14 protein-coding genes and 1 tRNA gene are annotated in these 14,703 nt (G+C 43.0%); 6 read left to right on the forward strand and 9 right to left on the reverse strand.

Going from position 1 to position 14,703, the window contains the following annotated elements; genetic code table 11:
• Positions 1-137 precede the first annotated feature (137 nt).
• Both CXF62_RS14315 and CXF62_RS14320 read left to right on the forward strand, forming a co-directional pair.
• Positions 138-1,553 carry a deoxyguanosinetriphosphate triphosphohydrolase gene (locus CXF62_RS14315; protein ID WP_102094909.1) on the forward strand — a complete coding sequence of 472 codons (1,416 nt, stop codon included), beginning with the start codon at positions 138-140 and terminating at the stop codon, positions 1,551-1,553.
• A 104-nt stretch (positions 1,554-1,657) separates the two neighbouring features.
• Entirely contained in the window at positions 1,658-2,338 is a 681-nt protein-coding gene (locus CXF62_RS14320; RefSeq protein ID WP_102094910.1) for a TetR family transcriptional regulator, read from the forward strand.
• Positions 2,339-2,360: 22 nt separating this feature from the next.
• Here the strand turns inward: CXF62_RS14320 and gspK are convergent, their stop codons facing one another.
• From gspK to CXF62_RS14350, 6 genes are all read right to left on the reverse strand, one after another.
• Entirely contained in the window at positions 2,361-3,428 is a 1,068-nt protein-coding gene (gene gspK / locus CXF62_RS14325) for a type II secretion system minor pseudopilin GspK (RefSeq protein ID WP_228153259.1), read from the reverse strand.
• A gap of 48 nt (positions 3,429-3,476) precedes the next feature.
• The gene (gene gspJ / locus CXF62_RS14330) at positions 3,477-4,340 is read right to left on the reverse strand and encodes a type II secretion system minor pseudopilin GspJ (protein ID WP_102094911.1); all 864 of its coding nucleotides are present in this window, start codon (positions 4,338-4,340) and stop codon (positions 3,477-3,479) included.
• Positions 4,337-4,822: a type II secretion system minor pseudopilin GspI gene (gene gspI / locus CXF62_RS14335; protein ID WP_102094945.1), complete on the reverse strand. Its 486-nt coding sequence runs from the start codon at positions 4,820-4,822 to the stop codon at positions 4,337-4,339. The genes gspJ and gspI overlap by 4 nt, the downstream gene beginning before the upstream one ends.
• Before the next feature lie 23 nt (positions 4,823-4,845).
• Positions 4,846-5,472 (reverse strand): prepilin-type cleavage/methylation domain-containing protein, encoded by a 627-nt coding sequence (locus tag CXF62_RS14340; RefSeq protein WP_371546707.1) that lies wholly within the window; start codon positions 5,470-5,472, stop codon positions 4,846-4,848.
• 409 nt (positions 5,473-5,881) lie between these two features.
• Positions 5,882-6,565, reverse strand: a complete 684-nt coding sequence (locus tag CXF62_RS14345; protein WP_057759351.1) for a TetR/AcrR family transcriptional regulator — start codon at positions 6,563-6,565, stop codon at positions 5,882-5,884.
• 233 nt (positions 6,566-6,798) lie between these two features.
• Entirely contained in the window at positions 6,799-7,587 is a 789-nt protein-coding gene (locus tag CXF62_RS14350; RefSeq protein ID WP_102094913.1) for a TatD family hydrolase, read from the reverse strand.
• A 253-nt stretch (positions 7,588-7,840) separates the two neighbouring features.
• Between CXF62_RS14350 and CXF62_RS14355 the strand changes: the two genes are divergently transcribed.
• Entirely contained in the window at positions 7,841-8,506 is a 666-nt protein-coding gene (locus CXF62_RS14355) for an acyltransferase (RefSeq protein WP_102094914.1), read from the forward strand.
• Positions 8,507-8,527: 21 nt separating this feature from the next.
• Here CXF62_RS14355 and CXF62_RS14360 read toward each other — a convergent pair whose 3' ends face one another.
• Together CXF62_RS14360 and tsaA are read right to left on the reverse strand one after the other, a co-directional pair.
• Positions 8,528-10,327 carry a type IV pilus assembly ATPase TfpB gene (locus tag CXF62_RS14360; RefSeq protein ID WP_102094915.1) on the reverse strand — a complete coding sequence of 600 codons (1,800 nt, stop codon included), beginning with the start codon at positions 10,325-10,327 and terminating at the stop codon, positions 8,528-8,530.
• Between the two features lie 104 nt (positions 10,328-10,431).
• Positions 10,432-11,316 (reverse strand): tRNA (N6-threonylcarbamoyladenosine(37)-N6)-methyltransferase TrmO, encoded by an 885-nt coding sequence (gene tsaA, locus CXF62_RS14365; RefSeq protein ID WP_102094916.1) that lies wholly within the window; start codon positions 11,314-11,316, stop codon positions 10,432-10,434.
• Between the two features lie 456 nt (positions 11,317-11,772).
• Between tsaA and CXF62_RS14370 the strand changes: the two genes are divergently transcribed.
• Positions 11,773-12,546: a ferredoxin--NADP reductase gene (locus CXF62_RS14370; RefSeq protein ID WP_025650828.1), complete on the forward strand. Its 774-nt coding sequence runs from the start codon at positions 11,773-11,775 to the stop codon at positions 12,544-12,546.
• A 139-nt stretch (positions 12,547-12,685) separates the two neighbouring features.
• A tRNA-Leu gene (locus tag CXF62_RS14375) sits at positions 12,686-12,771 on the forward strand.
• A gap of 85 nt (positions 12,772-12,856) precedes the next feature.
• On the opposite strand, the gene CXF62_RS14380 is transcribed toward CXF62_RS14375, so the two are convergent.
• On the reverse strand, positions 12,857-13,102 hold the full coding sequence (locus CXF62_RS14380) for a hypothetical protein (RefSeq protein ID WP_057759343.1): 246 nt from the start codon (positions 13,100-13,102) through the stop codon (positions 12,857-12,859).
• Positions 13,103-13,608: 506 nt separating this feature from the next.
• Here CXF62_RS14380 and dinB point away from each other — a divergent pair.
• Positions 13,609-14,694: a DNA polymerase IV gene (dinB, locus tag CXF62_RS14385; protein ID WP_102094917.1), complete on the forward strand. Its 1,086-nt coding sequence runs from the start codon at positions 13,609-13,611 to the stop codon at positions 14,692-14,694.
• The last annotated feature ends 9 nt before the right edge of the window (positions 14,695-14,703 follow it).

The following is a 14,703-nucleotide window of genomic DNA, read 5'->3' on the forward strand; positions in this document are numbered from 1 at the left end:
CAGCCGACTACAGATTGTACAAATAGCACCTTTAAGGAGGGGAACACCGTAGTCGTTTAGTAGTTCTCTGACTATATATCTGTACCAAGGGCGCTATTTTGCTATGCTAGAGGCTCCCTTGGTTTCGGATGTTTAATATGCTAAGTACACCAACTTCTTTGCCGTCTCCTACCACACAATGGTCTCATCTGCTCAACTCGCAGCGTCTTGGTGCTTCCAAGAAGTTCAACGCCAATACAAGCACTCGCTCTCAATTTCATAAAGACTATGACAGACTGGTGTTTTCGCACTCCTTTCGTCAGCTCAATCAAAAAACCCAAGTTCATCCGTTGACCAATCAGCTCGGCATTCATACTCGCCTGACGCATTCGCTTGAGGTCTCCTGTATTGGACGCTCTTTAGCAATGATGGCAGCAGAGAAGTTACATGATAAATTAGGCAATGGTTTACCAGCGGGTATCTCGCCTGCGGATGTCGGCGTTATTGTACAAGCCGCCTGCCTCGCTCATGATATTGGCAACCCGCCTTTTGGACATGCAGGAGAGTATGCGATTCGTGATTGGTTTAAGCAGCCTGAACCGCAAGCAATTTTGCAAAATTTAAGCAGCAACGAGCGACTGGACTTACTGGCATACGAGGGTAATGCTCAAGGGTTTCGCCTATTGGCACGTAATGAGCATCACCCTGACAAGGGTGGTATGCGGCTCACCTGTGCCACGCTAGGCGCCTTTATGAAGTATCCGTGGTTGGCAACTCACAGTAACGATGTCAATGACAACCATTATAACGTGCAAAAATTTGGCTGCTTTTATAGCGAGGCTTCTCAGTTAGAAGAGTTAGCTGCGTGTTTGCACTTACCGCGCTCAGAGCAACACGATGGCTTTGCGCGCCATCCATTGGCTTACTTGCTAGAAGCGGCAGATGACATCTGTTATGCGCTAATCGATTTAGAAGATGGCATCAATCTGAATATGCTAACCTATGCCGAAGTTGCCACGATATTTTATGAGCTGATTGGTGAGCGTCCAAGCAGCGTAAACTTGCCAGCGCATATGTCTGTCAGACAAAGTCTTGCCTCACTGCGGGCACGAGCCATGATGCGTTTGGTCAATACCGTCACCGATGCCTTTGTAGCCAATAGTGATGCATTGCTAACTGGAACGCTGCAAGGCAGCCTATTTGCCCATTGCGATACCAGTGTGCAGAATGGTATCAATCAAGCTAAGCAGCTGGCACGCGAAAAAATATTTAACCATCCGAGCAAAGTAAGAATGGAGCTGATGGCCAATCAGTGCTTGCATAGCCTATTGAATGCCTTTATGCCACTCGCTTGGACAGGGTCTCAATCTGCTACTATGCAGCCGCCGATGTCTTTTGAGCAGCAACGTCTGTTAAGATTACTACAGCCTCATCTTGACGAACATCGCCGCATCTTGTCTGACGATATCTATCATAATGTCTTAAATATTTTGGATTTTATTACAGGTATGAATGATCATGAAGCTTATCGACTGGCGCAAGAGTTGCAGGGTCATTGGGGCACAGTGGTTTAAAAGACCAATACAGGTTTAGTAAATTAACACGAATGGCGTATTTCAGTCGTATTTATGCGTTGAAATGAGTATGATAAACACCTACCGGACAATTTTGAAATATTATGAGCAGTCGCGAACAAAAAAAACTTCAAACTCGGCACGCCTTTTTTAATGCTGTGCTCGATTTATGTATGACAGGGCAATCTTTTAGCTCTATCAGTCTCAGACAAGTAACACGCGAGGTTGGCGTTGTGCCGACGGCGTTTTATCGCCATTTTGATGATATGGAGTCACTCGGGCGCGCTTTGGTCATTGAGGAATTGGGCGGTACGTTAGCCACGTTAAGTGATAGCCTGCAGATTGGCCGCAAACGTAGCTTTGATCGTCAAATCGCAAAAAGTATTCAGCTATTCTTGTATATGGTCAGCGATCAGCCTTATTACTGGCAGTTCTTGGTCAGTGAGCGTTATGGTGGATCAGAAGCAGTACGCAAAGCCATCAATGAGTTGATTAAGATACATGCTCAAGGGTTGGCCGACGACTTAGCGTTGCAGCCAGCGTTTACCCATATCAACGCTTATGACCGTCGTCTATTGGCTGAAGCTGGTGTGAATATGTTTTTCTCTTGGATTGTTGATTGGCTAGAGCTGACCTATACGGAAGATCATGATGATGAGATTGATCTAAATGAAATCGAAGAGAACAAACAGCTGATGCTACATAACTGTACTCGTCAAGCACAGATGCTTTTTTACGGGGCTTATAATTGGAAATCTAGCGAAGAAACACGCCTAAAAGACTAAATGTCGATCCCAATACTCTCTGCTAAAAGCTCGGACGAAATGCCCATAGTCGCTGTGTCACTACTTTGACTGCCTTGGGCATTTTACCGTTTGCCTCACTACTGTTACTCGCCTGATTATTATTAGCAGCCTCACTACTATTAACTACTTGATTATTATCAACGACAGTTTTACTAATCAAAACAGTGGCAAAACGCTCTCTCGCCTGTCCGACAGTTGCATTATCAATCGCTGTGATAAGCGCCATAAATGCTTGGCTGTCAACGGCAAGCATTGGTGTTAGTGCTTTTCGTTGCTCATCATTTAGACTGCCGAATATCGGTAATTGCCATACTGTATCAATAGACGTCAGCGCCTGCTGTGCGCGCATATCTACCAGTGATTGCATCTGTTGGCTGTTAGCACCCTCAATTAGTGCTGCTAACAATACAGGACTGGCAGTATTGATATTAATCGGCACATAATAAGGCACTGCGGTAAGATAAGGCCGTAATACTGCTAATGTCTCAGCGCTTACCCCTTTCACTTCTAGTAGCTGATCGATACTGACAAAAGGCTGATTTGGCAGAGCATCTGTTGCTACAGCGTTTGACTGCTGCGCATATACCGTACTTTCATCACCGCCATCTTGATATACCTCGCCGTCTGCATCTTGCCAATCAAGTATAGCAATAGCGATATCAGGCTCTAGATTTAGTTGCGTGAGTAGTCGTTGGAATACTGCTAAAGCAGTGGTATTGGCCGTCCCATCTTGATACAAGTTATTAATGTTAAAACGACCAGACTCATCGCGTAGCTCGATGCTGACACTGTGACTAGCCAATGTATAAGGTGGTATAGGCTGCGCCCAGATATCTTGCGCACTATCCGTATCATTGAGGTTGCTATCAGCGCGAATCATCGTCACAGCCAACTGTTGACCTGCATCGATATCTTGCAGCAACTGATTTTGATCGAATAACAGACCACTACGCCTAATCGCAATTTTTTGGCTAGCAAGCATTGATCCTGCAACCACAGTAATACTCACTACCAATAATAAGATAGTCAGCAGTGCAACACCGCGTTGAGAGTTCGCAGTCATCGACATACATAGCCTTTGTTGTTGAGCAATTGATGCATTTTAACTACTACCTTCTCAATTATTCGTTCCTACATTGCTATCATCCGCACTGCTATTATTGTCACTACCATCATTACCGCTGTTGTCATTATTGGCATTATCATTGCTACCACCCTCTGTATTATTGGCGATGCTTTGACTATTGCTATGCGATATCGGTTGCGGGGCAAGTGCCCATTGCCAAGTGATTGGCATGTCTTGGTATGTAAAGCTAACCGCGACTCCTTTCGGTAATAAAACAGCTGTTGGCTTGGAATTCGCTGTATTCGCTGATTGTACTACTGCTACGCTTGCACTACTGCCACTGTTAATGTCATCGCTCGGAAATCTGGTACTTAGCTCTGGTAGATAGGCTTGCCAGCTCCCTGCTGTGACACCTTCGAGCAATACGCTGTCCAAGCTGACGCTATCACGCCCGCCTTCCATACTGGTATATTGGCGACGTATCAAACGTTCATCCGCAAAAATATATTCGATACGTTGGAGGCTATTGCTACTCTGATATCTTGGATCAGGATCGGCAAAGCGTACAAAGCTGATATGCTCGCCATCTAAGCTCATAAAGGGCTCAGGCGCAATTTTGTTCATTTGCTCGCTTGATTGGGAGCTAGTGTTCGCGTTAGTACTATCGCTTGGACTGTTATTCGTCGCACTGACACTTTGAGTAGTAGCCGCTTGATAAGGGATAATTTGACCCATGTCTTGCTGTAATTGCAAATAGGCGTACTGCAAGACAGCCAGATTGTCAGCATGAAATTGCGCGCGCTCACGAGCACGGTTGACCCCATCAAATACTTGCCAGCATGCAACAGCTAGCATCGCAAATATTGCCATGGCAACCATTAGCTCAAGTAATGTGAAACCACGCTGATGCCTCACAGACCGCCCTCTGCTTGCCCGCTATCACCTGTTGTGCTTAGACCACTTAAATCCAAACTGCCCGTATCTTGCTCAGCATTACTTAGCATCACAGTGATATCAGTGACCGATGTGCGTGTCTGTCCATCTATAATAGGCGCAACTGCGATATTTACTTCTTTTAGGGCAGGTGTGATGGCGTCGCCGACTGTCATTGATATTTGCCAATCACGCCCTTGAGCGTTCACGGTTTGGGTGCGGTTGGCTGTCAGCCACGTCTCTTGAATACGCAAATCAGCGGCGGCATTTTGAGCGACGAAGTGAGCAAGCGTACGAGTACGCAATATATCAACTGAGCTCAGATATGCACTACTGGCACGGCTCGCCGCGACTGCTACCACTGCCAAAATAGCCAAAGCAACCATCACTTCGATAAGGGTAAAGCCGCTCTCGCGTCCACACTTGAGTGATATAGATCTTGGTGACACAGGCTGGCTTGTCATAGGAGGTTTATATAATCTAGCCACTATAACCCCTGTCCGATTCGCATGCTACCATCTGGCATTATCGTAATCACCTCGCCCACTAAACGCGAATCGTGAAGCACTTCAATGGTGACGGGCGTTGCTTGTCCTGTACCAAACCACAATACCTGCGGTACATTTTGATCGCTAAACCAAGGCTGTAACGTTTGGGTTCGTCCCGTACTCTGTAAACCGCTAGAATCCAAACTTTGAACTCTAATACTCACGCCAGTGGGCAGTTCAGGCAAATTGATATCCGACTCGACTTCCCAACTTGGCGTTGGTTTTTGCTCATCAGTAGAGCCTGATAGACCAGCAACCTCTGCCGACAGCTCCATAGCATTCTTAGGCTGACTGTCGGCGCTATCTGACATCATCTCTGTTGTCTGGTACGCGACATATGGATTTGATAATGTAACGATGACCGGCTCTACCTGCCCCTGCTTATCTGCCTGCATACGCAAACCCATCGGCTGCATACGTTCAGCCGACAATAGGCGAACGTAACTCAATGAATCGGTCAGATGCTCATAAAAAGCGCGGTTTTTGCGGGATTCACTGCTACCGACAGACAAACTCATTATGCCAGCAAATATAGACAAGATAGCCACTACCACCACGATTTCCACCAATGTAAAACCAGCCTGTGGCCGACTGTTTATTGATGAGAATGATGATAAGTGATAAGCATCACTTGATATGGAGACGCAGCTGCGACAATGGTCTGTAGGTCTTGTATCTAAGCAGCTTGACTGAGACGTTTGACTAATTAGAGTAAAAGAGCAAGTAGCCGCTGAACTGGACTGCGTCTTAACACTGACCGGCATATTGCACCTATAAGCCCAATTTTAATTGTCGCAGAATGAGAAAGGGGGTTTGAAGAATATTAGAAGATATATAAATTCATAATACAAATCGTGCTGCAATGGTAAGCATTACAACACGATTTATCAAAGCCGAAAAAGGTTCATAACCCAAAAATTACTTGCTACTTTATTAATAGTTACTTTGCTAAGAGATACTTTACCGATAACTAATTTAATAGTTGGTATTACGGTGCTCTTCTGATTCAGTATCGATTTGCTCTACCAGCTCTTGCATATCTTCATCCATGACCTCTTCATCATCAGCAGGATAATGGCTTGGCAACTCTAGCACTTGCTGAACAAAGGCATAACGCAGCGTATCACGGCGACCTAAGTAGCGTTGGTAAAAGCTTGAGTTTAAGAGCCCTGCACCGCCCTGACCAATCGCCCAAATAGACGATAGATAATCACGAGTACTCAAATTACTGTGCTCATCTTTTAGGTATGCGCTAATAATATCAATCAAACGCTTCATACGCTGGCGACGGATATCATATAACTCACCAAACAAACGATTGAGCCCAGTCACTGATGCTGCCAGACGCTCTTCGATTTGGTTCAATAGCATGGCTTTTTGCGGGTTGAATAACTGCTGAAAAATCATACGGGCAACGCCTGCCGAGGGGCAGTCATCAATACGGTTAATCTCAAACAATTGCTCTTCGTAACGAATAATAATACGCAGATAAAGCTCATCTTTACTGGAGAAATGCTTGTACAGGGTGCCTTTAGCCAAATCGAGCTGATCTGCCAAACTGTCTAAAGTGATATCACCATCGCCTGACTCAAGTAGCAATTGTTCTGCCATCGCTAAGATGTTCTCTTCTCGTGCCTTGAACTGGTGCTGACGACTCATAATCTCTCCTAAAACATGACAAGATTAAGCATATGACCATCAATTATGTGCGTACATTTGGCAATGAGCGTATAAAACTATACAAGAACTGCTGAAATACCATAAAAGGGATATGCTTATATTTACAAATAGTCATTGATAATCATATAGTTACATTTAGTAAATCAGATACTAAGGGGGATTGAGCTATACGACTATCACATAAATGACTGACTGGTCATAGCATAACCATTTTAGCGATACTGTGCCAGTAAATTTTCAAAGTTTTTTGCGGTTAATGCTCCGACCTCGTTACTATCACAACCATACATATCTGCGATAAAGCTCGCGACGTAGGGTACGTAGGCAGGCTCATTGGGACGACCACGCTTAGGCACAGGCGCCAAATATGGACTGTCGGTCTCAATCAAGATTCTGTCTCTAGGCATGTGCCTTGCAGCATCTTGGATATTTTGGGCACTTTTAAAACTGACAATACCTGAGAAGGAGATATAAAATCCTAAATCTAAAGCACGTTTTGCGGTCTCCCAGTCTTCAGTAAAGCAATGAATAATACCATGCTCAGCGCCTTCACTTTTTAAGATATCGATCGTATCTTCTTTTGCGTCACGCATGTGTATGACCAGCGGTTTTTTTAGTTGCTGACTGGCATGGATATGACGTGCAAGACTGGCTTGCTGCTCTTTTTTATTTTCTGTAGACCAGTAGTAATCTAGCCCCGTCTCGCCTATTGCCCATACATGATCTTTATCAGCAGTCTCTACTAAACGCTCAACCGTCGCTGATTTCAGTACATCAATATCTTCACAAGGATGAATCCCTACACTCATCCCTAGATTTAATGTCTCGTCACCATAGGTGCTCACAATATTGGCAATCTCATCATATTCTGCAAAATCACACATGATCGCCATCGCACGGGTAACATTAGCAGTTTTCATGGCGTCAATCGCGCCAGATAATTTACCATCGTATTTCGTCAAATCTAAACGGTTAAGGTGACAATGAGTATCTGTAAACATAAATAATCTCGTTTTTATAACTTATTAATTAAAAGTATGGGAATTAAAATTTAAATCTTATTTGCATTGGTTGCTGTGAAGGAATCTGTTTTCAAGTATCGTTTAACGGTACACTACATTAATAGCTATCAAAAATACTCTAAATAGAATTTATTCTAAATAAATGGATGATACGAGCTTAGTCGATACGTCATAACAGTCTTTTAAAAACCGAAGCTTTAAAACCTTTATTACCTCTCATAAGTGCCATAATATGAATCATAAAAAAACTATCACTTTACCGCATATATTCAAAACATTGTTACCGAAGCAACTCTATAGACAACGGTTTTTACTACAAGATAAAGGCCATAGTAATTACATTGAAATAGCTAACGACGTACGTATCATTGGCAACTCCACAATTACCATTCGTAAAGGTGATAACAATCGAATTACCATTGGTAGTCATGGGAAACTTAATAAATTAAAAATCGACATTAATGGTAATCACAATCAAGTCACTATCGCAGAACATGTTAAATTCTCTGGTCAATTATTAGTCGTTGGTAATCATTTACGCATTCATATTGGTGAGCATACCACTGCCATTGATTGCTATATCTTGGCACGTGACAAGAGTGTAACCATTGGTAAGTCTTGCATGATATCGCGTGGTATTGAAATTCGCGCTACCGATGTGCACAAGGTCTACGATATAGATACTAACGTACGAGTGAACAAAGCACATTCTGATGTCATTCTAGGAGATCATATTTGGATTGCGGCTAATGTGACTATTTCAAAAAACGTCTCTATCGCTGATGGATGTATCATCGCAGCAGGTGCCTTCGTCAATAAACCAGTCACTATACCAAACTGTATGGTAGCAGGCACACCAGCAAAAATTATTCGCCAAAACGTACGTTGGGAACGCTAAACACGACTTCAAATACAATAGTTAATTAAGAGGCACGACTCGCATCACCTCTTCTATGGTTGTCACGCCTTCACTAATACGTTTTGCCCCTGATAAACGCAATGGCTGTAGACCTTCACGATAGGCTTGTTGTTTGAGTACATCTAAGTTTGTATCGGCTGCGACCAGTTTTTTTAATTCGTTAGACAATGGCATAATCTCGTATAGGCCGACTCGTCCCTGATAACCAGTATGTCGACAATGCTCGCAGCCTTGAGCCATATAAATTTGTGCTGGGGCAGGTGCGCGCCAAGGTTGTACCAACTCCTGCCATTGAATGGCAATCTCACTGTCTGGCACAACGTCTACCGCTTTTTTGCAATGCGGGCATAGCGTACGTAACAACCGCTGTGCCATTACGCCCAATATAGTCGCTGATGTCAAAAATGGCTGAATACCCAAATCATGCAAGCGAGTGATTGAACTTGGCGCATCGTTGGTATGTAGTGTCGAGAGCACCAAATGCCCTGTTAATGAGGCTTGTACTGCCATATTGGCTGTTTCAGCATCACGAATCTCCCCCACCATAATAATATCAGGATCTTGACGCATCAAAGAGCGAATGCCGTCAGCAAAGTTTAAATCGACACCTGGATTCACTTGCATCTGGTTAAATGCAGGTTCAATCATCTCAATAGGATCTTCGATGGTACAGACATTAACTTGTTCAGTCGCTAGCTGCTTGAGAGTACTATACAAGGTCGTGGTCTTACCTGAACCTGTAGGCCCGGTGACCAAAATAATCCCATTTGGATGAGCAGTCAACTCATGCCACGTTTCAAGCTGCTTACCCGATAAACCAAGCTGAGCGAAGGAACGCACCAGCACTTCAGGATCGAATACCCGCATGACCAACTTTTCACCGAAAGCGGTTGGCATAGTCGACAAACGAAGTTCTGTCTCTAGCCCCTTTGGCGTTCGCGTCTTTAAACGACCATCTTGCGGTTTACGCTTTTCTGCAACATTTAGCCGTCCTAGAATTTTGATACGTGCGGTCACCGCGACGATGATTGCCAATGGCATCTCATACACCGTATGGAGTACACCATCAATTCGGAAGCGAACCTTACCTGTCTCACGACGTGGCTCTAAATGGATATCACTAGCTCGTTGCTCAAAGGCATATTGCAACAGCCAATCAACGACTCTGACAATATGCTGGTCATTGGCATCAGGGTTGGTATTGTCACCCAATTGTAATAATGCTTCGACATTGGTCACATCGGCAGCTGCACGTTTATGGACACTGTTTGCGCCTGCAATCGCTTGGGTGACTTGATAGAACTCTTGCCGATAGCGTTTAATCTGCTCAGGATTGATATAGACCGTACGATAGCTTTTTGATTTGATTAACTTTTCAATACTTGAGTGCCAGTCAGTATAAAAAGGCTGATCCGTTCCGATAACCACTTCGTCTACAGCGACCTCAATCGGTAAAATATGCTGCGAGCGCGCATATTCGAACGACATCAGCTGCGTGACGGCTGGCACATCAACTTTCAGTGGATCAATACGCACAAGTGGCATGTCTGCTTTGGCCGCTAGCCATTGATTGAGCCATGCTATCGTTAATTTACTCTCAGCATGACTATCAAGCGCATGATCATCCGCATGACCATTAGGCAACCCAAACTCACTAATCGTCAGAAGCGGATGCTGCGCCTTGTCACGGCGACTGGTTATCACCAGATTATAGCCGCGCTGATCAATTACTCTATCTGCTAGTAATTCATCAAGACACCAACGTAAATCAATCACGATCGAATATTTTTGAGCAGACATATTTTTCTTCTTTTATTGGTCAATAAATATTTCACAAATCAGCAGTTTATAGCTTTCACTTTCATGGCTTTGATAAAGCATAAATACAGTGCGCCAATTTCATGCTAAGGAGTCACTGCTACAACGGCCGTTATTTGCAACTGTCCCGATTCTATCAGCTGAAAGCTGACATCAACAGACTTATAGCGCATGGTAAAACGCTTATTTAACTCGGTGCGCCGATAGGCAGGACGTGGATCTTGGGCGATTAAGGCTTTGATAGTGTCTAGATCAGCCATCATTAACTGTTTTTGAGTTTTATCAATGACTGCTTTAACTGATGATTGCTTATTTTGAGCATTTTCTACCGCTGCATTTTGCGCACTTTGATTGGCGACAATTTGCAAAAACTGCTCATAAGCCAGCTCGATAATCGTCACATCCAACAAGTGCGGCGCAGTTTGCGCAAAACCACTTTTTGCATGACTCAATGCATCACTATAAGCCACATAAGGTTTGATATCGATAATGGGCGTACCATCTATCATATCAGCACCGCTGATGATAATTAATACCCGACCTTGTATCACCTCAATACGCTCAAGTTTCACCACAGACAATCCCAAAGCGGATGGTCGATACATACTACGACTGGCAAACACGCCTATTTTTTGATTACCACCAAGCCTTGGCGGTCGAACTTGTGGTCGAAAACCGCTACCTGTGATATCAAGTTGGTCGTTTTGATGTTTCTGTTCGTTTTTGTGATTCTGATTGTCTTTATATAAATAGTTGTGATGAAACTGCCAGCTGATCCAAATATGGCTAAAAGTGTCTAAGCCAATGAATGCCGCTGGCGTATCGTAAGGCGCTAGCATCTCAATTACACTAGTCAGCGCCACCAAATTCGGTTGTCTTGGCGCACCAAACTTCTGTGAGAGCGGCGCACGATGGTAGCCAATGATTGGTGCTCGATGCTGGTCATTCAACAAGGCATTATCGCCAGACATATGGTCACTCCACTGATAACAAACGGTCTTTATCGAGCCAATTGGCTCAAGCATACAAAATTACTCACTAACGATATTCCATTTTATCATGGTACATCGTGGCTGCTAGACAGATTTTTATTTTAAAGTTTGGTATTATGAGCGTGAAATTTATTGAGAATGGCTTGCATTCATACAATACCTATAGTGCTTATGAGGACAAAAACCTTATGACTAGCCTACGATTCCTTGTATAAATGTAAAAAAAATGCTTTGTAACTTGCTTCATACATTCACAATATTATTGGTTTTTGGCTAAAAAATATTTCAAAGCATGAGCATTTATAGTCATTTTAATATTTTAATAATAATTACCCGCTTATATATGGTTAGCGTCCAACAGCTATCATTGAAAATTCTAATTTCATACTCATTTACACTTAACGATAAAAATAGCGACTTATTAACGAGGACTTTATGTCAAAACTTCGCACCGAAACGGTTACAGAGGTTCATCATTGGAATGATGCCTTATTTAGCATCAAAACCACACGTGACGATGGCTTACGCTTTCGCAATGGCGAGTTTGCGATGATTGGTCTCGCTGTCGATGGCAGACCACTGCTACGCGCTTATTCGATTGCTAGCCCTAACTATGAAGACCATCTAGAGTTCTTTTCTATCAAGGTTCAAGACGGCCCTTTGACCTCACGCCTACAACATATCAAAGTCGGCGATGAGCTATTGGTCAGCAAAAAGCCCACCGGCACGCTAGTCTTAGACGATCTACTACCCGGTAAACACCTTTATATGTTGTCCACTGGTACGGGGCTTGCGCCATTTTTGGCCTTGGCACGTGACCCTGAGGTTTATGAGCGCTTTGATAAAATCATCTTGGTGCATGGCGTTCGTTATGCAGATGATTTGGCGTATCGTGACATGTTCGAAAATGAGCTACCCAACGATGAAATCTTTGGCGAATGGTTCCGCGAGAAGTTTATCTACTATCCAACGGTTACTCGCGAAGAATTTAGAAATCAAGGCCGTGTTACCGACTTAATGAAATCAGGCAAACTTTTTGAAGATATTGGTTTGCCACCGATGAATAAAGACGATGACCGTGTCATGATCTGTGGCAGCATGCCATTCAATGCGGAAGTCTCTGAGATTTTAGATGGTTTTGGTCTCACTGTGTCGCCACGCATGGGCGTGCAAGCGGACTATGCGGTTGAGCGCGCCTTTGTCGGTTAAGATTAATGTGATTAAAAGCACAATTATTATAAATAATTCTTGACGCTAAAAAATAGGCTGCTATAATACGCAGCCTATACAGAGAACACTGTAGCCCAATTCGATAAGGTTTCGCACAATAGACTTTATCACCTAACATGCCAGTGTGATGGAATTGGTAGACATGACGGATTCAAAATCCGTTGCCTATAAAGCGTGTCGGTTCGAGTCCGACCACTGGTACCATTATTTAGTACAAATTAGCCTCCTTTATCGGAGGTTTTTTTGTGCTTATTATTTATATTTGTGTTTTAATAAATTCCTAGCTTGTTTATATCGATACTTCAAATGGCATGACAGCGCTTATCTTAATCGGTACCGCATAACTCCATGGCATGCCAGCACTACAATAAAAATATCCATCATTAAATGACACAATATAAGCGGTAAAATCATTACCACACTGATCCATCATCGCTTGTTCATCGCTTTCATCACACACCGCACACCATATATTTTCATCACCCCGCGCTAGCATTGCTCGTGTCAAATCGCTCCCTTTTAATTCATGACTCATCATCAGCTCCTTAATTATCTTGAACTTTCTCATTACTATTTTTTTAGAAAGTTAATTTGCCAGTACTCAATTCATAAGTTTGGTATGAGCTATAAACAATGTCTTATCAGGTAAATACAATTCCTATAAAAGACCATTTATTACTTTCATAACTATTGATTATCGTGGTTAATATATTGTAAAACGATAGCATTAGAACTGTAACATACAACTATAATATTCATGATGGAAGGCGATAATATTCAGACAGGCGGTATGGAAAATCTGAAAAACTTAAGGTATGTACCATACAGAACATCTATTAGTAAACATATGTTAACTATATTTAATTTATTAGTATTTTAACGCCATATATATCTGACTATTAACTTTACACTATATTTAATTATTGATATATGAATTATTCGCATATTGCCATATTTTTATGGTTCTATATTCGAAAAACCCCTTTACCGTTTAATAATCGATACTGAAATAAAAGTATTGAGTGATGTAAAATATTAATAATGAAAACTCTTACAGCATCCAATCCACGTAAAATCATTCATATAGATATGGATGCGTTTTATGCCAGTGTAGAACAACGTGACTTCCCAGAGTTACGGGGCAAGCCATTAGTTGTTGGTGGAGATCCAAATGGTCGCGGTGTTGTAGCAGCAGCTAGCTATGAGGTACGTCAGTTTGGGGTGCGCTCAGCTATGTCTTGTTATGAGGCTCGCAAACGTTGTCCAGAAGTCATATTTGTCAGACCACGTTTTGAAGTATATCGAGCTGTTAGCAGCGATATTCGCAATATCATGTACAGCTTAACGCCTCATGTTGAGCCATTATCGCTAGATGAGGCTTATCTTGATGTCACTGGTCTCACGGTACATAAAGGCTCAGCGACATTGATGGCCAATTGGTTAAGAACACAAATATTGCAACATACAGGATTGACTGCTTCTGCTGGCGTGTCCTTCAACAAAATGTTGGCCAAGATTGCCTCTGACATCAATAAGCCTAACGGCACCGCTATTATCACACCAGAAGACGCTGATGCTTTTATTAGTACACTGCCTATTGAACGATTTCATGGGATAGGTAAAGCAACGGCAAGACGATTACATGCGATGGGCGTGACTAACGGTGCTGATCTACGCCGTATGTCAGCCGAAGTATTGATTAATGAGTTTGGTAAGCGAGGACAGTTTTATCATGATATCGCTCATGGTCGCGATGAACGCGCTGTCAAGTCTGAGCGCCTGCATAAGTCTGTTGGTTCGGAGACTACTTTTAGAGAAAACCTAAACGATGACACGGCGTTACGTGTACAAATCTATGAACAAAATGCGGATGCCTTCGCGCAACTGCACAAAAAAAATCTCATCGCTCATACTATAACGCTCAAGGTTAAGTATGCCGACTTTACTCAGATTACCCGTACGCACACGCTGACTACCGCTTTTAGTAGTGCTGAATCTGCTCATTACTGGTTAGACAAATTATTCTTAGATATTCCGCGCCAGCTCCCTATCCGATTAGTCGGGGTTACTTTTTCGTCATTGACACCTGCAGCCCAACTATTGCCTCAATTAAATTTATTTGAGTAAAATAAACAA

Source organism: Psychrobacter sp. MES7-P7E (assembly GCF_002863645.1).
In the GTDB taxonomy this organism is placed as follows: Bacteria; Pseudomonadota; Gammaproteobacteria; order Pseudomonadales; family Moraxellaceae; genus Psychrobacter.